Origin of the sequence: Pontibacter rugosus (genome assembly GCF_042678745.1) — a bacterium.
Lineage (GTDB): Bacteria > Bacteroidota > Bacteroidia > Cytophagales > Hymenobacteraceae > Pontibacter > Pontibacter rugosus.
In genome coordinates this window covers 1-21,443 of the sequence record NZ_JBHTLD010000066.1, presented here as the reverse complement: position 1 = coordinate 21,443, position 21,443 = coordinate 1, and the positions used below count along the sequence as shown (strand labels likewise).

At 46.5% G+C, this 21,443-nt stretch carries 14 protein-coding genes; 7 read left to right on the top strand and 7 right to left on the bottom strand.

The annotated features are described in order from the left end of the window. Nucleotides 1–20: 20 nt before the first annotated feature. From ACFQ2O_RS09220 to ACFQ2O_RS09195, 6 genes are all read right to left on the bottom strand, one after another. Nucleotides 21–290 (bottom strand): hypothetical protein, encoded by a 270-nt coding sequence (locus ACFQ2O_RS09220; RefSeq protein ID WP_377526158.1) that lies wholly within the window; start codon nt 288–290, stop codon nt 21–23. Between the two features lie 57 nt (nt 291–347). Then, nucleotides 348–752 carry a GlcG/HbpS family heme-binding protein gene (locus ACFQ2O_RS09215; protein WP_377526155.1) on the bottom strand — a complete coding sequence of 135 codons (405 nt, stop codon included), beginning with the start codon at nt 750–752 and terminating at the stop codon, nt 348–350. Nucleotides 753–1,160: 408 nt separating this feature from the next. Further along, the gene (gene arsB, locus ACFQ2O_RS09210; RefSeq protein WP_377526151.1) at nt 1,161–2,246 is read right to left on the bottom strand and encodes an ACR3 family arsenite efflux transporter; all 1,086 of its coding nucleotides are present in this window, start codon (nt 2,244–2,246) and stop codon (nt 1,161–1,163) included. A 10-nt stretch (nt 2,247–2,256) separates the two neighbouring features. Continuing rightward, on the bottom strand, nt 2,257–3,033 hold the full coding sequence (locus ACFQ2O_RS09205; protein WP_377526148.1) for a metallophosphoesterase family protein: 777 nt from the start codon (nt 3,031–3,033) through the stop codon (nt 2,257–2,259). A 42-nt stretch (nt 3,034–3,075) separates the two neighbouring features. Beyond that, on the bottom strand, nt 3,076–3,543 hold the full coding sequence (locus ACFQ2O_RS09200) for a DUF6428 family protein (RefSeq protein ID WP_377526145.1): 468 nt from the start codon (nt 3,541–3,543) through the stop codon (nt 3,076–3,078). Between the two features lie 201 nt (nt 3,544–3,744). Further along, entirely contained in the window at nt 3,745–4,077 is a 333-nt protein-coding gene (locus ACFQ2O_RS09195) for an ArsR/SmtB family transcription factor (protein WP_377526142.1), read from the bottom strand. 609 nt (nt 4,078–4,686) lie between these two features. Between ACFQ2O_RS09195 and ACFQ2O_RS09190 the strand changes: the two genes are divergently transcribed. The 7 genes from ACFQ2O_RS09190 to ACFQ2O_RS09160 all read left to right on the top strand — a co-directional run bounded on the left by ACFQ2O_RS09190 (nt 4,687) and on the right by ACFQ2O_RS09160 (nt 20,763). After that, nucleotides 4,687–10,515 carry a carboxypeptidase-like regulatory domain-containing protein gene (locus ACFQ2O_RS09190; RefSeq protein WP_377526139.1) on the top strand — a complete coding sequence of 1,943 codons (5,829 nt, stop codon included), beginning with the start codon at nt 4,687–4,689 and terminating at the stop codon, nt 10,513–10,515. 260 nt (nt 10,516–10,775) lie between these two features. Further along, nucleotides 10,776–11,162: a hypothetical protein gene (locus ACFQ2O_RS09185; RefSeq protein ID WP_377526135.1), complete on the top strand. Its 387-nt coding sequence runs from the start codon at nt 10,776–10,778 to the stop codon at nt 11,160–11,162. 208 nt (nt 11,163–11,370) lie between these two features. Further along, on the top strand, nt 11,371–15,738 hold the full coding sequence (locus ACFQ2O_RS09180) for a CusA/CzcA family heavy metal efflux RND transporter (RefSeq protein WP_377526133.1): 4,368 nt from the start codon (nt 11,371–11,373) through the stop codon (nt 15,736–15,738). Between the two features lie 2 nt (nt 15,739–15,740). Then, on the top strand, nt 15,741–16,889 hold the full coding sequence (locus ACFQ2O_RS09175) for an efflux RND transporter periplasmic adaptor subunit (protein WP_377526131.1): 1,149 nt from the start codon (nt 15,741–15,743) through the stop codon (nt 16,887–16,889). 657 nt (nt 16,890–17,546) lie between these two features. Then, nucleotides 17,547–19,715 carry a PAS domain-containing sensor histidine kinase gene (locus ACFQ2O_RS09170; RefSeq protein ID WP_377526127.1) on the top strand — a complete coding sequence of 723 codons (2,169 nt, stop codon included), beginning with the start codon at nt 17,547–17,549 and terminating at the stop codon, nt 19,713–19,715. A 9-nt stretch (nt 19,716–19,724) separates the two neighbouring features. After that, nucleotides 19,725–20,108 carry a response regulator gene (locus ACFQ2O_RS09165; RefSeq protein WP_377526123.1) on the top strand — a complete coding sequence of 128 codons (384 nt, stop codon included), beginning with the start codon at nt 19,725–19,727 and terminating at the stop codon, nt 20,106–20,108. A gap of 154 nt (nt 20,109–20,262) precedes the next feature. After that, nucleotides 20,263–20,763 (top strand): GAF domain-containing protein, encoded by a 501-nt coding sequence (locus ACFQ2O_RS09160; RefSeq protein WP_377526119.1) that lies wholly within the window; start codon nt 20,263–20,265, stop codon nt 20,761–20,763. 101 nt (nt 20,764–20,864) lie between these two features. On the opposite strand, the gene ACFQ2O_RS09155 is transcribed toward ACFQ2O_RS09160, so the two are convergent. Then, complete coding sequence (locus ACFQ2O_RS09155; RefSeq protein WP_377526116.1) at nt 20,865–21,326, bottom strand: lipocalin family protein; 462 nt, start codon at nt 21,324–21,326, stop codon at nt 20,865–20,867. Nucleotides 21,327–21,443: the final 117 nt, after the last annotated feature.

The following is a 21,443-nucleotide window of genomic DNA, read 5'->3' as shown; positions in this document are numbered from 1 at the left end:
GGAAGTCAAACATAATCAAACTAAAAAACCAACTTCTCTTCCACCGTTAATGGGAATTCTGAGATTGACTCAAGGAAAGCAGTATCGATATGAAAGTTGTCAAATTTGGTCTTATTCATTTTTGTTTGAGACTGCTGAATTTGATCCTCATTACTGGGTGCAGCTGTGCAGCCCATGATGAGGATCAAAAAGACGGAGATAAGTTTATACATTTTATAATTTCCACCAATGGCTTGGGTAGTAGTAGCTTGTTTAGCGCTATTTTTATTAAACAGCAATTCGCCTATCATATTCCCCTTATTTAAGGGAATATGATAGGCGAGGGAATGGTGTCAGAAAGGTTGCTTCTAAGAAGATAGTGCTTTTACTCCTGCATCAGCCACCGTATGATCATTTTCCACGGTGCTTCCAGATACCCCAATGGCACCTACTATCTCTCCGCTGCCGTTCTTGATCGGAATACCGCCAGGAAAAGTAATCAGGCCGCCGTTAGAGTGCTCGATGTTGTAGAGGGAGCCGCCAGGCTGCGAGGCCTGACCCAAATCACCAGTGGGCATATCAAAAAACCTTGCGGTTCTGGCCTTGCGGATGGCGATGTCCACGGAACCAAGCCAAGCTCCGTCCATGCGGGCGAAAGCTACTAAATTGGCGCCGGCGTCGACCACAGCAATGTTCATTTTCAGGTTCAGCTCTTGTGCCTTTTCTTTGGCTGCACGGACGGCCTTTTCAGCCTGTTCTAATGTTACTCCCATTTGTTTTCTTGTCTTAGTGTTTGCAATAAGTAAACTACCTGCTATGCTAGCTCATACTCGGTATAGCAGGAAAAGTTATTTGATAAACAATTGACTTACAGAATATTTAACTATGGTTTTGAGCTGATTATGACATAGTGCATGCCCAGTTTTAAGGCTGCGGCTTTAATGGGTGCATGAAAGGCAACAGTGGCTGGTGCCAAGTGGGGACTAGTTATACTTAAGCAGCCTGAGACGGTATGGTAGAAATATAGTAGCGCGTGATTTTAATTTATACTTATGATCGCTTTGCCAACATCCTTTCCAGACAGCTTTCACTTGCAAAAACAATATTTAAACCAGCTCTTCAGACAAAAAGAGGAAGGAGTTGCCAAAATAGAACTAACTCCTTCCTCTTTAACAGAGATCTTAGTTCGGTAACGGCACTTGCTCGGTGCTATACCACTTTCTCTTAAACCAGAAGGCTGCATTCACCAGCAGTATTAGTGCAGGCACCTCCACGAGGGGGCCAATCACACCGGCAAACGCCTGACCTGAGTTAATACCAAATATACCGATGGCAACAGCAATGGCCAGCTCAAAATTATTGCCAGTGGCCGTGAAAGAGATGGCAGCATTCTTAGAATAGTCAGCACCCAATTTCTTGCCTATCAGAAAGCTTACAAAGAACATGATAGCGAAGTACAGCACCAGCGGCACGGCAATTTTCAGCACATCAAACGGTATACTCACAATAGTGTCACCCTTCAGGCTGAACATCAGTACGATAGTAAACAGCAGCGCGATCAGCGTGATGGGTGAGATAAATGGAATATACTTGTTGTTAAACCAGTCCAGTCCTTTTAAGCTAATCAACACGTAGCGACTCACAACACCAGCAAAGAACGGCACGCCGAGGTATAACAGCACACTTTCAGCTATCTGCCCAATGGTGATGTCAATTGCTATACTGTCGACCCCAAAGTATGGAGGAAAGACAGAGATAAACAGGTAAGCATACAGGCTGTAGAAAAATATCTGAAAGATGCTATTTAGCGCCACGAGCCCTGCTGCATACTCCCTGTTTCCTTCCGCTAGCTCGTTCCAAACAATTACCATCGCAATGCAGCGGGCAATGCCTATCAGGATCAGCCCTGTCATGTATTCGGGCTGGTCATGAAAGAACAGGAGGGCGAGGAAAAACATAAGCAGCGGCCCGATAATCCAATTCAAAAGCAGGGAGATACTCAGTATCTTTACGTTCTGAAATACTTCACCCAGTTTTTCGTACCGCACCTTCGCCAGCGGAGGATACATCATCAGGATCAGACCTATGGCTAAGGGAATGTTAGTGGTGCCGCTGGAAAAGGAGTTGATGAACCCCGAGGAATCAGGTAGAAAATACCCAATGGCCACACCCAAAAACATGGCAAGAAATATCCACAGGGTTAGGTAACGGTCCAGGAAGTTTAGTTTTTTCCGGTTGTGGGCGGGTGTACAGTTGTTAGCACTCATACAAATCTATTTAACAGCCTTTGCGCAAATTCTCAGCGTATGCGTTGGGCAGTATGCTTTCCTCAATAGCTTTAGCTGCTTTTTCGTAGTCGTACCTGAAGCGAATAAACTCCACGCCAATGCTGTCCTTGTGCAGCACAGAGCTATTATCGTTTATCGTCAACAGCACGTAACCTCCACGGTTGTCGCCATCTTTGGGCTTACCCACCGAGCCGATGTTGATGGCATGGCGGAAATGGCTCTCTCCATCCTCTCCGGAAGTAAGCACTCTGTGGTACGGCTTATGCGTATGCCCGAAACACAAGATGTCGGCATCAGCATCTTTCATAATGCGCAGCAGGCTCTTTTCTTCACGGTCTTCAAACAGGTACTCGTTTATCTTTCTCGGGCTGCCATGCACCAGCAGCAGGTTCAGCTTATCGTTGTTTAGCTGGTACTCTACCTTGATATGTGCAGGAAGCATTCTGAGGTATTGGCGCTGACCTGGCTTGATAATATCATTGGTAAAGGAGATGGAGACGGAGCCGTTAGCTTTTTCCTCATCGGTTTTGTAAGCGCAGCCGCACTCGTTGCTCGTCCTGCCGATGCCAAAATCGTAATTGCCGGCAATAGTCGGAATATTGCGTTTGCGGATCTCGTCTATTACCTCGTTTGCCCAGATATTATAACCCACCAAGTCACCGAGGCAGTAAATAAAATCTGGCTTTCTGCTTTCTACGTCCTCAAAAAAAGCCTCTAAGGCTGGCAGGTTAGCGTGTATATCACTAAAGAGCGCTATCTTACTCATGTTAATTTTAATTTGGTTGATCTTTAAGCAGCAGGCACCTGCTTAGCAGCAGCCGCTTCCCGGGCTACAGGCATTACCAGACTGCAACTCTATCAGATTAATTTTTAGTTTCTCTTTTGGAATTCCGCACTTGTCAGGTGCAAGGCAGTTGGTAGTTTTCGAAAGCAGCACGAAATGTTTGTCTTCATAACCCAGGTCATATTTACCTATGGTTTCACCCTGGTACTCAACCTCAATTTCCAGGTCTTCCATACCTAGTGCTTTTTCTGAAAGAGCAATGATGTTGAGCAGCTTCTGAGGTTTTAACCTGTGGTCAAAATCATTGGCATCCCACAGTTGGAAGTTCGCTACTTTCTCATGGCGCACTGTTCCGCCACAGTCTATAAAGTTCTTGGTTACCACACCCACCTCGGTTACATGGAAATGCACGGGTACTTTTGTGCCGTTCTCTAACTCGAAATCAACTGCATCGGCAGTTTGAAGAATGTGTTTTACTTCTGATAGTTTCATAAATTGTATGTATAGCTATTAACAATGTATATTTAAATTGGAGCCTGTTTGAAATTCATCCTTTGCGCTGCAACCTGCCTATAACAGAACCTGGCTTCACGCTTTTCTCGCTCCATAGTGCTGTGATAAAGCTTTGAAACCGCTTTGCCAGAATCCTTTCCATTCATTTTTCTCTTGCAAAAACGAAATTTAAACAGGCTCTTAGCAACAGGTTGTCTCCTGCTTGCTGACGCCTGCAAGCAAAGCTGAGAAGTAGCCGTCAAGGTACTTAAATGCCTCGTTGTCCAGGCAGTAACAAAGAGCGTTTCCCTCCACTGTGCCTTTAATAATGCCAGCGTTTTTGAGTTCTTTCAGGTGCTGTGAAACCGTTGCCTGCGCCAGCGGCAGCTCATTCACTATGTCACCGCACACGCAGGATTTAGCTTTGAGCAGGTGTTCGATAATGGCTATCCTTGCCGGGTGCCCTAAGGCTTTAAGTAGCGTAGCGGTCTTATTCTGCGCCTCTGTGAAATTTTCTGATTTGGTAAGTCCCATGTTTGATCTAATCGTATCATTGCAATATTACGATAAGCTTTTCATGATTGCAACAAATTGCTCTATTATTGTGAGGGATGACGTAACGGGGCGCTAAGCCGCTTTTATACTTGAGGGAGTTGTGAAGTATTCTTGTTTTAGCCAGTGTAGGAGGAGTGGGTTGCATTATGTTAAGTGCGCCTGTAGTCTAATTGTTAGCTTCAAAGCGTAATTTCTATTTTTATATTATGAAAGAGTTTAACTGGAAATGCATCATCTAGGGTTAATTCTTAACAGCATATAATTTGCCTCGCAGTATATTTTCTAAGCCATTTTCCTATTCCGGCAGTTAGGCTTTGTTTGCTTAGCTATTCCATTTTAAGTCAAACTTGAAAGCTTGCAGGGAATAGTTCAAAGTACAAGGTGTAGGAAATTTGGCTTAAAACCATCTGCACAGACAGCACATTTGTAATGTTCTTCTGACAAAATTCAATGTTTACAATGGTGTTGTTTAATACTTAGAATCTAAACCATAATCAACATAATTATATAAATTTGAGCATCAATGAGAGTTAGATAGATTATAATATATATTTATAGTAGTATATTAGGTGCTTATCCTGCCTTGCTATGATCAGACAACTTATACTGCTAATTTCTGGCTTACTGCTGTTAACCGTGCAGAGCCACGCTCAAAGTCCGTTAGAAAAGTCGAAGACTCGGAGTCATTATACCTATGTCTACAAAATATCTGATCAAGAAGCGCAGCAGTTGTATGAGTATAGTCCTAAAGTGGTTTCTAAAGCGTACTTGCATACAGTAGTAGATTCTTTTGCCGTAAAGACGAGCTATAACAGAAAGCTTCCGGTTGGTCATTATCTTTTTATGCATAGCAGTGGCCCTGATCTGCAGTTTAACCTCACGACCCAAGCGCCTTTCTCTACTAAACTGCTGTTGATAAAACCCGCACTGGCCGTGTTGGTTCATGATAGTGTCGGAGGAGTAGTTACTGATGCGCTGGTACAGGTAAACAGGCAAAAAGCCACTTTTGACCCTGAAACTAAAACGTACAGGTTTAGGCGCACTCCCAAAAGCGGGATTCTGTCTGTTTCAGTTAATGGCTTTACTTATTTCGAGCGGCTCGAAAAACCTACCGAAACCTACCATAGAAGCTTGTTCAACAAAATTGTTTACGCAGTTCCTATCCGGTATATCTGGAAGCCATTTTATACTATATATGCTTCCATCAGGCATTATCCACAGGGCTGGGTTCGGAGCATCTTTTCTATATTTGATGAGCAGTATCGTCAAACTAAAAGCACAGAAAGTAAATACAGAGGCTACCTGGTTACAAACAAGCCGAAGTACCAACCCGGTGACACCGTTCGGTATAAAGCCTTCGTTGTCAAAAAAAATGGCAAACCTGTAAAAGGGGATGCTATGCTGCAGCTAAACAAGTATGGCAGAAAAGTTAAAAATCTTGGAAAGGTAGAAGCATATCGCAAAGGAGGATTTGAGGGATACTTTGTGTTGCACGATAGCCTGAAACTGGACCTTGACTACTCCTATACCTTAGCGCTTCATAGCTCAGATAAAGCGGAAGAAGCATACATCAGCGGTACGTTTAGCTACGAAGACTATGAGCTGAAAGAAAATGACTATACGCTAACCCTGCGGCATGAGGAGCACCAGAGCGGTAAGCCAAATACCATAGTTCTTCGTGGTGCCAATGCTAATGGCATGAATCTGCTGGATGCAAGGGTGGAGATTGTTATCAAGACTAACAAGATCATAAAAAGTGAGCAAGCGCTGCAGTTTATTCCAGACACGCTTTGGGTGCACCAGCAACCATTAGACGCCATCGGTGAAACAGAGATTGCCATACCTGACAGTATCTTTCCTAAGGCATCTGTAGACTATACTGTAAATGCTTCCTTTCTGAATTCAACGAACGAGCGCACCCACAAATCTAAAAATGCCACTTACCGATACGCAAAGGGTTTGCTCAAGCTTACCTTATTGCAGGATAGTTTGCTGGTGCAGTACCTGGAGGGAGATACTGTGGTGCCCATGAACGCTGAGCTCTCAGCTTATGACGCAGCATATGATGAGTTGACCAGTCAAAAGCTTAGGCTGCCAGCTCGTGTACCGCTAAACCCGTATGCTGAAGGCTATGAAGTGTATGCAGAGAGTCTGAGTGCAGCTATAGACTTTACGGCTGAGCAGGCTAATGTTATGTTAGAAGCTGCTAGAACCCAGGATTCAATTTCCTTCTCTCTTCAAAATCCTCGCCACCTGCCTTACTGGTACTTTGTATATAGCGGCGAAAAGTTAGTTGCTCGCGGAGATGGAAAAGCCCCAGAACTGTATTTCAAACAAAAGGCAAAAGGAGGAGACAGCCCATACTTTGTGGTGGTGCAGTACATGTGGGCCGGCAGCATGCAAAAGCTACAGGAAGATGTGCCTTTACGAAAACACATGCTAACGATAGACCTGCAGGCACCGCAAGTGGTCTATCCTGGGCAGGAAGCTAGCATGAAAGTGGCTGTTTCTGATGTGTCGGGAAAGCCGGTAGCGAACGTTGATCTAACAGCCTATGCTTTTACCTCTAAGTTTAAGGACTCGGGCATGCCAAGCCTACCTGCCTGGGATAAGTATAAGCCGCAAAAACCAGTGCGCACCTTAGAGAAAGACGACAGTAACGTAGGCGGCAAGAAACTGATGGACTGGAGTTACTGGAGCCGCCGCATGGGCTTAGACAGTATCGCTTATTACCATTTTCTTTATCCGCAGCATGGGCAATTTACGGCGTATGCAACTACTCTGGACAGCATCACACAAGTCTCACCCTTTGTGGTTGACTCCGGGAGAGTGGTACCCGTGCATGTAGTATACCTGGATGAAGTGCCGGTGTACTTTTCACAGACCGATGTATTGCCTGCCTACGCTTTTGCCGCAGATAGTGGCTATCATACCATCAAGCTCAGGACGGTAGATAAGCTGGTTACTCTTGATAGTGTTTATCTAAAGCACAAGTATAAGCTAACTATAAGCGCCGATATCACCGCCTCAAACAATAGGTTTGTTCAAGCCGCTGAAAAAGGTAAGCTATCCCCTCTGGAGCAGCGCAGGCTGCATGGCTACCTTTTTTACGTGCAGCATGGTTTTGGCGCTAACAGTGCCTATCTAAAGCAGGGCAACAGAATTCATCTACTGGCAAGCAATAAGCAAAGTGCTTCCTTCTATAACAGAACAGATGAGCGTACACTCCTAGTGGGCCCTTTCAGCCCTAATTGGATGCAGTATGTAAGGGTAAACAGCTTTACCACTAATTTCCTGATGGAGCCAGCTTACAGCTACTACTTTGAGCCGAGTCTGCTGAAGATGAGGGAGCTGAATTTACCTTATACTGCTTATAATCTTCCTGCCTGGGATAAATGGGAAAGGAGACCCGAACTACTGCATCATCAAGCTTTAACAGAAACAAAAATACAGCGAGATTGGGAGGCGGTACAAAGAGAGCGATTACTAGGAAAACTGTATGCCCGTAACAGTAGCTACGCCAAGAACTACAGAACCGGAAGAATAGGCTGGGACCTGGGTGATACCGTAAAGCGGCAAACCATACTTGTACTCTTGCATAAATTAGGTAATCCTGACTCGTTAGCGATATACCCAAGGGAGAGTAATGTACTCTATAGCCTTAAACCTGCCACCTATACTTTAACCGTACTTTTTGATACTGGCGATTATGTGTCAGCTAAGGTGCCTGTAAAGGCAAACGGGCAGACGCATGTCCACTTTACTAGTTCAGCTGTTAAGCCAGCTTCGGAGTATAGTAGCTACTTAAACCAGATAATTGAAAGCAAACTTGCAGAAGCCAGTAAGCACGAAGCGAACACGGCAAAGGAGCAGCAGCAAATCTTAGAAACCGCTCGCGAAGTTACTTTCAGTTACACAAGCGGTGCGGAGCAGTACAGGCACGAGGTAACTGGAGTAGTAAAAGATAAAAATAACGGCGAACCATTGCCCGGAGTAACCATTGTCTTAAAAGGAACAACAGTTGGTGCATCCACAGATGGGAGTGGCCGGTACAGAATTTATGTGCCTGATAGTGGCATCTTGATTTTCCGCTACATAGGCTATGTTTCATCAGAAGAGAAAGTCAACAGCAGAGGAAAGATAAATCTTGACATGGATGCAGATAGAAAGCAACTGCAGGAAGTTGTAGTGGTGGGGTATGGGATGGAGAGAAGCTCTTCAAGCATAGCCGCAGCCACGGCTGTACAAGGTAAAGTGAGCGGTGTAGTGGTAAGAGGTAATTCAACTATAAGCGTGCGCGATGCCAAACCGCTCGTGATTGTAGATGGCATTCCATTTAGCGGTGATCATACAAAGCTGGAGAAGGTGACTGCTACCAAAGTTTTAAGGGGTGAGGCCGCTACTGCATTGTATGGTGCTTCAGCAGCAGGTGGCGTTATAATTATTACCACAAACCAGGGAGGAAGTGTACCGGGGGCGGAGCAGCAGCTCGCAAGTATAAACTCCATCAGGAATAACTTTTCTGATTATGCCCTATGGCAACCTCGGCACAAAACAAACAAGCAAGGCGAAGCTTCTTTTAAAGTTACCTTCCCCGATGATATAACCAGCTGGAACACCTATGTGCTAGCCATGAATGATAACAGGAAAAGTGGTATCTATACCACCAATATCAAATCATTCAAAGCTGTTATGGCAACCCTGCACATGCCCCGCTTCTTAGTCGGAGGTGATAAAGCACACATTGTGGGCAAAGCATTAAACTACCTGCCAGACTCTGGTGCGGTAACCACAAAGTTTGAGGTAAATGGTAGCAAAGTTAAGTCAGCGGAAAAGCAGTTGAACAGAAGCTTTACGGATACTTTGCAGCTAACGGCTCCTTTGCTTGCTCCTGATTCTGTAGAGGTGCTTTATAGTCTACAGCAGAAAAACGGCTTTCCAGATGGCGAGAAGCGATTTGTGACTATTTACCCTAAAGGCGTGGAAGAAACGATCGGCCACTTCTTACCGCTGTATGCTGATACCACTTTTAGCCTTACATTTGATCAGTCTAAAGGGCCGGTTACAGTGCATACCCAGGGCGACCTGTTGCCAATCATGCTGGATGAGATAGAGTACTTGCACCAGTATGAATACTGGTGCAGTGAGCAGGCTGCCTCCAAACTGAAAGGTTTGCTTTTAGAGAAACGCATCCGTAAGCAGCTGGCACAGCCATTTGATCATGATAAAATGGTGATGAAGCTGATCAGGCACCTGGAGAAAACACAACAAAACGGTGGCGGATGGGCCTGGTGGCAGGAAGGGCTGATGTATACTTGGATTACGCAGCACACAGCTGAAGCTTTGGCTATGGCCAAACAGGAGGGGTATCAGGTAAAGTACCAGGAACAGAAGTTAATAGATTACCTGGTATACAAGCTGGAAAGAGGAGGGAAGCACGATAAAGTCACGGCACTTGAAACGTTAACTGTGCTGGGTGCCAGCGTAGATTATAAGCGCTATATGCTGGAACTGGAGAAGCAAAAGAAACCAACTTTAGAAGATCAGTTACGTCTACTGCGGCTGCGTCAGCAGCATAACATGCCGGTACAGTTAGATACTTTGCAGAAGTATAAGAAAAGAACCATGTTAGGAGGCAGCTATTGGGGAGAGACTAAACACAGCTTGTTTAACAATAGCATCTCCAATACGCTGCTAGCCTACCATGTGCTACGTGCTGCCGGCAACCATGACCGCGAACTGGCGCAGGTGCGGGCTTACCTGCTAAGCGAGCGCAGAAGCGGACATTGGAGAAACACGTATGAGTCAGCGAGAATCTTAGAAACACTGCTGCCAGACCTACTGCTTCAAAAAGACAGTACTGCTGGTCTGGAGGCAAATACGCTTAGCTTCTCAGGAGCTGTTACGTTCGAGAGCGACAGCTTTAGAACAGATACTACGTTTAATGCTATAGCACCACTTGTTGTTAAAAAGAGCGGCAAATTACCGGTGTATGTTACAGCCTACCAAACTATATGGAATAAAACGCCGCAGCCCGTAAGCGAGCACTTTAAAATCACAACGTCAATAAATGGCCAGCAAGGTGATGCTACGCTGGAGGCTGGCAAGCCTGTGGAATTGGTTGTTAAAGTGGAGGTTAAAGCTGATGCAGATTACGTGATGATTGAAGTGCCGATACCAGCCAGCTGCTCTTATGATGCCAAAACAGGAAGAGGTGCTTACGAAGTACACCGGGAGTATTTCAGAAACAAGGTCAGCATCTTCTGTGATAGACTACCTGCGGGAGAGTTTACTTACTACATCAAACTATTGCCTCGGTACACGGGGTCGTATACTTTAAATCCTGCTAAGGCCGAGCTCATGTATTTCCCTACCTTTTACGGTCGTAACGCCAGCAAGCAGGTGCTGGTTAAATAAGTAAAGGAGAAGGTAACTGTATTGCCAGCTCAAAAGCTTACCCCAGGTGAATGTTGAGCTGGCAATATCTTGTAAAGTATAGTCCACCACTCTACATGGTAAGAAGTGCGCTGCATAGTTAAAGCTGTTTTGAGCGGTAAGTTTACTTTCCCCGAGCAAGCTGCTGTATGTCTATTCCAGCGCCTCGAACTGATTTTACAACTTATTCTTTGCCTTTATCCCCTCCGCTACTTAAGTTTGCTTCTTCAAAGAGCACAACCTTGAAAGTCAGAGTCATCTTTTTTACAGTTTTTATATTCCTGGGCTCGCTGTTGCCTCACTCTGACCTGCATGAGCTGTCCAAGATTCCTGTGCTTTTGCAACACTTCCAGCAACACCAGCAAAACACAGACGGGCAGTTAAACTTTGTTGATTTTCTGAAAATGCACTATGCCAGTGCCGCTGAAAAGCAGTCTGCCGATGAGCATAACAGTCTCCCGTTCAAGCAGATGGGAAACTCTGCCTACGACTATTTTGTGAGTACACCTGTAGTACAGCACCCTGCCTATTTTAAGGTACAAAAGCCGCTGGAGCAACCTCCTTTCCTAAGTGTGGCGCCATCTAACCTTTTTGATGGCTCTATCTGGCAACCGCCACAGATTTCCTGACCCCATCTTTCTTTGATGCAAATATCTTCAGCCGCCGTTTTTGGCCTTGGCTGAGGCTATCTGTACGTTGAGCTGTTTTACTTTTTACATCCTACAGCAACATGCTGTAAGTACGGCATTATGCTGTTTCAGCTCCTGTTCATGTGCTTTTCCTGAGTTTATACTTTGGAAGTAGCAAAGCCTTTCGTGTCAGGTTAAAATCATTACCATGCTTAGTAAAATTATATATTTTTCAATCAAAAATAAACTCATTATTGGGTTGATGACCCTGGCACTAATTTGCTGGGGAGCCTATAATGTAACCAAACTGCCCATAGATGCCGTGCCGGATATCACGAATAACCAGGTGCAGGTAATCACGGTGTCTCCCTCTCTAGGGGCGCAGGAGGTAGAGCGGCTTATCTCTTTTCCGGTAGAACTCTCGGTGGCTAGTATTCCGGATATTATTGAAATCAGGTCTTTCTCACGCTTTGGCCTCTCGTTGGTTACAGTGGTGTTTGAGGAGGAGACTGACATTTACTGGGCCCGGCAGCAGATAACGGAAAAGCTGAAAGAAGCTGAAGACCAGATTCCGGCTGGTGCGGGCGTTCCGTTTCTGGCGCCCGTTTCCACGGGACTTGGCGAGATTTACCAGTACGAACTGCACCCCAAAAAAGGCTACGAACACAAGTATGACGCAACCGAACTCCGCACCATTCAGGACTGGATTGTAAGGCGGCAGCTGATAGGAACGCCCGGTGTGGCCGAGGTCAGCAGCTTTGGCGGCAACTTAAAGCAGTACGAAGTAGCGCTGGACCCTAACAAGCTCAGGGGGATGGGCATCACCATAACCGAAGTATACAATGCGCTGGAGAGTAACAATGCCAACGCAGGTGGTGCCTACATCGAAAAAGACCCTAACGCCTATTTTATCCGCACCGAAGGCCTGGTTAAAAGTATAGAAGACATCGGCAGGATAGTGGTGAAGGATGCCCGCGAGGGTGCTCCGGTACTAATACGCGATGTAGCCGAGGTGCGCGAAGGAGCTGCCATTCGCTACGGTGCCATGGTGAAAGACGATACCGGCGAAGTGGCAGGCGGTATTGTGATGATGCTGAAAGGCGAAAACTCCTCTAAAGTAATTGCAGATGTAAAAGCCAAAGTTGCTGAAATTCAGAAAACGCTACCAGAAGGGGTGGTCATTGAACCTTTCCTGGACCGCACCAAGCTGGTGAACCGCGCGATTAGTACTGTTGAGAAAAACCTGGCAGAGGGTGCCCTGATCGTAGTGTTTGTGCTGGTGCTGCTGCTGGGGAATTTACGGGCAGGCTTGCTGGTGGCCTCTGTCATTCCGCTTGCGATGCTATTTGCTATCTCGCTGATGAACGTTTTTGGGGTGAGTGGCAACCTCATGAGCCTTGGAGCGCTGGACTTCGGGCTGATTGTGGACGGAGCCGTGATCATCGTGGAAAGCGTGATTCACCGGATACAGCTGAGCAACTTCAGTAGTATGGGCGTCAAAGTGCTGAGCCGTGAAGAGATGGATAAAGAAGTGCACGGCTCTGCCAGCAAGATGATGGGCTTTGCCTCCTTCGGTCAGATCATCATACTGATAGTATACCTGCCTATACTTGCCTTGGTGGGCATTGAGGGTAAGATGTTTAAGCCTATGGCGCAGACGGTTGCCTTTGCCATACTCGGTGCCTTCCTGCTGTCACTTACTTACGTGCCAATGATGGCTTCGCTGGTGCTGAGCCGGAAGACGGTGCACAAAGAAAACATCTCCGACCGCATCATGAAGGCTATCAACAGAGCCTACCAGCCACTGCTAAATTTCGCATTGCGAGCCAAGGCGACGGTGCTGCTCATTGCAGTGGGGCTTTTTGCGTTAACGATCTTTCTTTTCACCCGCATGGGAGGTGAGTTTATACCTTCTCTGGATGAAGGAGATTTTGCCATTGAAACACGGGTGCTGACCGGAAGCTCACTCAATGAAACCATAGCTATTGTGAGCAAGGCGTCAGGTATACTTAAAAAGGAGTTTCCGGAGGTAGAGAAGGTGGTAACTAAAATCGGGTCTGCTGAGGTGCCAACCGAACCTAACCCGGTAGAGCTAGGGGATATGATCGTGGTGCTGAAGGACAAGGCGGAGTGGACCAGCGCTGGCAGCCGCGAAGAACTAGCCGATAAAATGTCTGCTACCCTGCACGACCACCTGCCGCAGGCCTCTTTTGGAGTACAACAGCCAATACAGATGCGCTTTAACGAACTGATGACCGGAGCGCGACAGGATGTAGTCGTAAAGATCTACGGCGATGACCTGGACTCGCTGGCAATTTATGCCGAGAAGTTAGGCAAACTTATACAGCCAGTGGAGGGTGCCGAAGACTTATACATTGAAAAAATGACGGGCCTGCCGCAGGTCATGGTGGCGTATAACCGTGAGATGCTGGCGCGTTATGGCTTAAGTATAAATGAGGTAAACAGAACCATTACCGCAGCCTTTGCTGGCGAAGCAGCCGGGCAGGTATACGAAGGCGAAAAGCGCTTCGACCTGGTAGTGCGCCTGGATAAGCAGAACCGACGCGATATTTCGGATGTGCAGAACCTGTTTGTGAGCAACGCCGCTGGCTACCAGATTCCGCTGAACCAGTTGGCCACGGTAGAGATGAAAGACGGCCCGAATCAGATACAGCGCGACGGTACCCGCCGCAGAATTTCAGTAGGTTTTAACGTGCGAAACCGCGATGTGCAAAGTATAGTGAATGAGATTCAGACGAAAGTAGACGGTGAACTGCATTTGCCAGCTGGCTACTCCGTTACCTACGGTGGCCAATTCCAGAATTTGATAGAGGCCTCTAAGCGGCTCTCAGTGGCGGTGCCGCTGGCGCTGCTGCTGATCTTTATCCTGCTGTTCTTCGCTTTTAGGTCTGTAAAGCAATCGATCATCATCTTCACAGCTATTCCGCTATCGGCCATCGGTGGGGTGTTTGCCCTCCTGCTCCGCGACATGCCTTTCAGTATATCAGCAGGTGTCGGCTTTATTGCACTCTTTGGTGTAGCAGTGCTCAATGGCATTGTCATGATCGGGCACTTCAATCAGCTTAAAGAAGGCGGGTTGACAAACATAGAAGAAATCATACGAAAAGGAACGGCGGCACGCTTAAGGCCTATCATCATGACGGCTACCGTGGCTTCGCTGGGTTTCCTGCCGATGGCGCTTTCCAATTCCGCTGGAGCAGAAGTACAAAAGCCATTAGCTACGGTGGTAATTGGTGGTCTGGTATCTGCCACGCTGTTGACTTTGGTGGTGCTGCCTATCATTTACTACTTCTCTGAAAGAGGCATAGGTATGAAAAAGATACCTAAAGTAGCGGCCATACTGGCTATACTTCTGGCGCCTTTTGCCACCTTAGCCCAGCAGGCACCGCAGCCGATGACCCTGGAGCAGGTGCAGCAACTGGCAAAAGAAAACAACCAACTGATTAGAAAAGGGCAGCTGGAGGTGGAGCTTCGTGGAGCCCTTAAGAAAACGGCTGTTGATCTGCCCAAAACAGATGTGGTTTATTCGCAGGGGCAGCTAAACACGCCACTTCAGGATAACAGGGTAGATGTTCGGCAGAGTATACCTTTCCCGACTGTTTGGGGCGCACAAGGCAAACTACTGCAGGAGCAGAAAGAGCTAAGCCAACGCCAGCTGCAGCTGCAGCAGCGTGAACTGGATTACCAGGTGCAGCAGGTGTATAGCCGCCTGTCATACTTGTTTGAAGTTACAGGCCTGCTTCAGCGCCAGGATAGCATCTTTAAAGTGCTGGAGCATGCGGCCGAGGTGAAGTTCAGAACAGGGGAGAGCGGTATACTTGAAAAAACTACCGCTGAAACGCAACGCTTTGAAATAGCAGATCGCATTCGCCAGAACAAAGCGGCGATTGCTGCAGAGCAGGCCAGGCTAAACGCGCTGGTACAGGCACCACAACCACTGGCTATCGTTCCAGATAAACTAAAGCCTGTTACCACAGCGACAGCGTTACTAATGGATAGCCTGAAACATCCTTATCTGGCTGTGTACCAGCAGCAGGTAAAGATAGCTGAGCAGGAAAAGCAACTGGAGAAGCATAAGCTGGCTCCAGACCTAACCTTTGGCTACTTCAACCAATCTTTTGCGGGCACCATGGATGTAAACGGCGACACCAAATCCTATACCCGCTCTGACCGCTTTAGTGGTTTCGAGGCCGGTGTGTCGGTGCCGTTACTATTTGGGGCACAGCAAGCCCGTATTAAAGCGGCAAGTATAAACCAGCAAGCAGCCGAGGCTGCTTATAAAAACCAGCAGGCTCAGCTGGAAAGCGAATGGAATGCTGCACTCGCCAACTTCGAGCGACTGGCGCAGAGCCTGGCATTTTATCAGCAGAAGGTAATGCCCAATGCAAAACTGGGCCTGCAGCAGGCCGATAAAGCATACCGCAGCGGCGAAACAGGTTACCTTAATTACCTGCAGGCGGCCGATCAGCAGCTGCGCATCCGCCAACATTACCTGCAATTGCTACTGGATTACCAGCTGGCCATCTATCAACTACATTACCTGGGAGGAAAATAACCATGAATAAAATAGCAATTACACTTTTGGCAAGTATACTGCTGCTGAACGCCTGCTCAGAGCCGTCTGTAAAAGAAGCAACAGAAACTACAGAAACAACTGAGGCGGCTAACCCTGAACTGGTTGTTCTTACAGCGCAGCAGCTACAGAACACTGGCGTAGTGCTGGGCAAAGCACAGGAACTTGACATGGGTGCCAGCCTGCAGTTGTCTGGCGAGGTAGACGTGCCGCCAGCAGGCATGGTGCATATATCGGTGCCCTACGGTGGCTTCTTAAAACAGGCTAACCTACTGCCGGGTGCAAAAGTGAAGAAAGGGCAGGTGTTAGCTGTGCTAGAGCACCCGGATTACATACAGCTGCAGCAGGATTACCTCGACACCAAAGCCAAGATCGAATATGCACAGCTGGAGTATAACCGGCAAAAGGAGCTAACGGAGGAGAAAGTGAGTGCCCTGAAAAACTTCCAACAGGTGCAGGCCGAGATGCAGATGCTCCGCAACAGCCAGGCAGCCCTGCGGCAGAAGCTGCTTATGATCAACATTAACCCAGACAGACTAAGCAGCTCCAACATCAGCAGAAGTATAAGCGTGGTGTCGCCGCTAAATGGTTTTGTGCAAAACGTAAATGCCAGCGTAGGCAAAATGATAAACTCAAACGACGTGCTGTTTGAACTGGTAAATACCGATGACCTGCACCTGGAGCTTAATGCTTACGAAAAAGATGTAAACCTGCTAAACCCCGGCCAGAAGATTACCTACCGCTTAGCCAACGACACGCAGGAACGAACAGCCGAAATAGCCCTGGTAGGCAAAAGCGTGGAAGGCACTAAAGTGATACCGGTGCATGTGCACCTGGGGCAGAAGGATGACAAACTGATGCCAGGCATGTTTGTGACCGCTACCGTAGAAACTGCCCAACGAAGCGTAACCGCCCTCCCCGAAACAGCCATCGTGCAGTTTGAAGGCAAAGCATATATCTATGTTAAAACCGGTGAAGGTGAGTTCAAGCGTGTGCAGGTAGAAACCGGTGTGAAGAGCAAGGAGATGGTAGAGGTGACTTTGCCGGATCAGTACAGAACATCAGAAGGCATCGTACTTAAAGGTGCTCATAACCTGCTGGCCATGCAGGCTAATACAGAAGAAGAGGAGTAAGAGTAAGAAATAGAAAATCTGCTTAAAAGAACAGCCCCCTTGTTAGCGAAGGTGGGCTGTTCTTTATTTTTATGGTATAACTCTACAAGAGATTAGTAGCGGAGCCTTTAAGATTATTCTGTCTCCTCCGGCTGGCGCTAGCGTCCGCTTGTGCCTTTAACGCCAAAGCTCTTGCTCTTCTTCAAGTACAGGGTTTGTAGGGACAGGTTGTGACCTCTCCGCGCAATACCGTTTGCGATGAACCTTATACTTGATGAACAGCAACAGCTGAAATTCTTCTTCTCGATAGGTATACCTTAGCTACTGTAGCAGTTGCAGCACGCACATCTCTTAGCTAATGAAAAAATGAATTTCGTCTCAACACCTCAAGCAGCGGCTACGCTTACCCATGGTAACAGAAGCTATAAGCTGAAGTAGTAAAGGCAACAGTTCGTTGTTAGTTCCTACTTTGCCATTTCTTCACCATTGTTTAACAGGACTTTATCTGTAAATAGCACAATAATTATAAAATCGCATAAATAATTGATGAACTTATTGCTACAGGTATAATGTAGTTTCAGATAGGTATATTAAGGTTATATATTTGGGAATATGCTGATACAGAAGCTGAAGTTGCTTCGTGTCATTCCTCTGTATAATTCAATCAGGTTCTGAACAATGGAGAATGTGGTAAGCCTAGAGCTTTGGGAGAAACTGGCGAAAATATCCCCTGATATGCTATGTACTTTTGACACACAAGGCTATTTTGCTGCCGTGAGTCAAGCGAGCAGTGATGTGCTAGGATATAACCCTGAGGAATTAGTGGGGCTTAGCTATGAGGTGGTGATTCAACCGGATGATCTTGTTGTGACGCAGCAGGCCATTCTGCAGCTTGCTGCTGGCCATAACATGAAGGGCTTCGAGAACCGCTATGTACACAAGAACGGGCATGATGTATACCTGCATTGGTCTGCAGCATGGTCTGAGGAGGAAAAGGTGTTTGTTTGTGTAGCCCGTGATATTACAGAGCTTACGGTTAGCAGGATCAGGTTAAGAGAAAACGACAAACGCTACCAGGCACTTTTCGATAACAGCCCTGATATCGTATTTGTGCAGGATGGGCAGGGCCTGCTGACGGAGGCAAATCATGTTTTTCTTAACCTTATCGGTACAGGTAAAGAGGAAATAATCGGAAAACCGCTCCATGCCAGCATTCCGGCGGAAGCTGCTGCGGTAAGTTCAGCTTACCTGGCAGAGGCAATGAAAGGGGCAAACGTTCGCTTCCAGTTTGAAATACAAAAAGATGGGAGAAAGCTGGTGTTTGATGCCCAGATGATTCCTGTTGTATTCGGAAACCAGACGGTGGAGGTGCAGACCGTGGCCAGGGATGTAACACCAACTAAACGTTACATCGAGACCATTCAATCTCAGGCTGAAAAACTGAATGCCATCTTCGAAAGCATTACAGATGCCTTTGTCATGATAGACAAAGAATGGCGCCTGACTTACATAAACAGTGAGGCGGAACGACTTGTACAGCTCGACAGGAAGCTGCACCTGGGCAAGAGCCTATGGCACATCTATCCGGAGCAACTACAGGGGGAGTTTCACACCCATTACCAGCATGCGTTAGATACAGGCAAATCGGTCAGTTTTACGGCTTTTCTCAAGGAAGCCAATGTTTGGCTGCACGTAAAGGCTTTCCCGTCATCAGATGGATTATCTATTTATTTTGAAGATGTAACGGAGTATGTAATGGCGCAGCAGGAGCTTAAAAAGCTATCGCTTGTAGCTAGCAAAACCGATAACAGCGTAATAATTACAGATGCCTTTGGTCGCACAGAATGGGCTAACGAAGGCTTTACCACTCTGACTGGCTATAGCCTGGACGAGATAATCGGAAATGAGCCTGGCGCAGTACTTAGAGGCCCGGAGACTGACGAGGAAACAGTGAAAGGCATGATGAGCAATATAATGCAGGGGAAACGGTTTAGCGTTGAACTGCTTAATTATAAGAAGAGTGGAGAAAAGTACTGGGTGTCTATGAATATTACTCCGGTTTACAATGAGGAAGGTATAATTACACAATTTATATCTATTCAAAAAGACATCACTTTGCAGAAGCAAGCAGAAAAGGAGCTGCTGAAGCTAACCCAGGACCTGTACAAACAGAACAGCGATCTGCAGCAGTTTACCTATATGGTATCGCATAACCTGAGAGCCCCGGTGGCCAATGCCCTTGGTTTGGCAAATATTTTAGCAAAATCCGACAAAGAGTCCGAAAAGTTTGATCGCACCCTGTCTTATTTAAACCAGAGCGTACTCCGGCTCGACAGTGTACTTCGAGACATGAATACTATCCTGAGCATACGCGAACGCAAAGAGCAAATGGAGCATGAGGACGTGGGAGTGCTTTCAGTGGTAGAGCAGGTTCAGCATGCTTTTCAGGATGTGTTGCTAACCACTGGATCCTCAGTTAACATTAGTATTGGCACTAAAGTAGCGGTGAAAGCAAACAGGGCGTACTTATATAGTATCTTTCACAACCTGATCTCAAATGCACACAAGTACAGGGCTGCGGAGAGAACGCTTAAAGTGGAAATAAAGCATGTAGGTAGCGTGGGCACAGGTTCGTTATTCTCTTTTGCAGATAATGGGATTGGCTTTGATATGAGGAATGCCGGTGATGAGCTTTTTAAACTCTACAAGCGTTTCCATACCGACAGAAAAGGAAGAGGTATTGGCCTTTACCTCATAAAAGCCCATCTGGAGGCAATGGGAGGGCACGTAGAGGTTACCAGTCAGGTGGGTGTCGGAACTAAGTTTCTGATATACTTACCTAAATAATATGATTGTATGAGAGTACTTATAGTAGACGATGACCAGTTCAGCATGTTTATCACTGAATCCATGTTGGTTACAGAGAACGCCGTGCAGGAGGTGAAATGCTACTGTTCAGCTGCAGCTGCGCTGCGTTACCTGCAGTCAGAGGTTGCTGAGCTGCCTGACGTGATACTTCTGGATCTGAACATGCCGATGATGGATGGATGGCATTTTCTGGATATTCTTTCTAAAACGATGCCTACGTTTCACGAGCAATGCACTATTTATATTCTCACCTCTTCATTAGACCCTGCTGATGAAGACAGATCCAGAGAGTATGGGCTTGTTTCAGGGTTCATCCGCAAGCCTATCACAACAGAGGATATACAGGTGATGGTACATCGCCACTATCTTTAAGTGCCTGGCTTGGGGAAAAGCTTTATACAACATGCTGCCATCAAAGTATAACCGAAGCACGGGCTATAGTGCAAGTACTGCTATAGTAGCATCTCAACAGTAAGTTAAGTTTGGTAAACATATTGGAACCATATAGTTTCAAACCGGTAATATTATGATCAAGAGTGAACGTGAGAGGCTGGAAAGGCTTTATGGCTACAGCATCATAGAAGATTACGAAAAGGTGGGTGCCTTTCAGCACATAGTAGGGATGGCTGCTCACGTATTCAAGGTACCTGTTTCAGTTGTGAATTTTGTAGATAAAGATAAAGTGCTCACCCGCTCTGGCTATGGGTACAAAAACCTGACAGAGGTAGAAAGAAGCATAAGCATCTGTTCTATGGCCATACAACAAGACCAGGTTGTCGTATTTGAAAATGCCAAACAGGACCCTTGCCTGATAGGCAACCCTTTTGTGTATAGTGAGTTTGGGTTGCAATTTTATGCAGCAGCCCCACTCAAAACACCAGATGGTTACAATGTAGGGGTATTGGCCGTAGCTGACAGTAAGCCACGGCTCTTTTCTAAGGAAGAAGCCCTCCTGCTGGAAAGTATGGCAGCTATGGTGATGGAAGAACTGGAAGATAGAAAGAAACACCTTGCAGAGAAGGCTTAACGAGTATTTATACTATACATGCCTTTCCTGACTAGCACAGATTCTATCAAGATGACCTGGTGCTGAAAGCTCGGCTAGACGTGCTTGAATTTATAAAACACTTAATTAATCGATTCAAAGTATACTTTGTCCGCAGAGGCAACACCATTAGTGATGAGATTCACCACCAGGGTGCTGTCAGTTAGGGTAACGATTTTCATTTGCCTCTGAAATGGCCGATCTGTCTCCACTATCGTTATAATATCATTCTTTAGCTCCCAGATTGCCTTCCGTTCTACCGGCAACGAGACCTCTAAAAAGGACTGCTCCACATCCATGTAAACGAGCTTATTGTCTGGCATGAACTCGTATCTGCTTACCTGCATCAGCAAGTCCGCCTGGGCTTCGAAGGCCTTCCTGTCTCTCTCTGGCATACTGGCGTACGTTGATGAGTTCTTAATTTTATCAAGGGCTTCGCTTTTGATAAGTTTCCAGGAACCAATAATAGTGGAGGTGCTTTGCTGTGCGGAAAGAGAAACGAAAATGGACACCAGCAATAGGGTTGTTATTAAGCTTTTTTTCATATCAATACAGGTTTTAGATGTGGAACCTGTTTAGGGTTTTTCTAATTTATTTATTTTCCTGATAAAAAGCACTGTAAAAGCCAGCAAGTGTAGTACCAGCCAGTGCCTGGCCTTTGT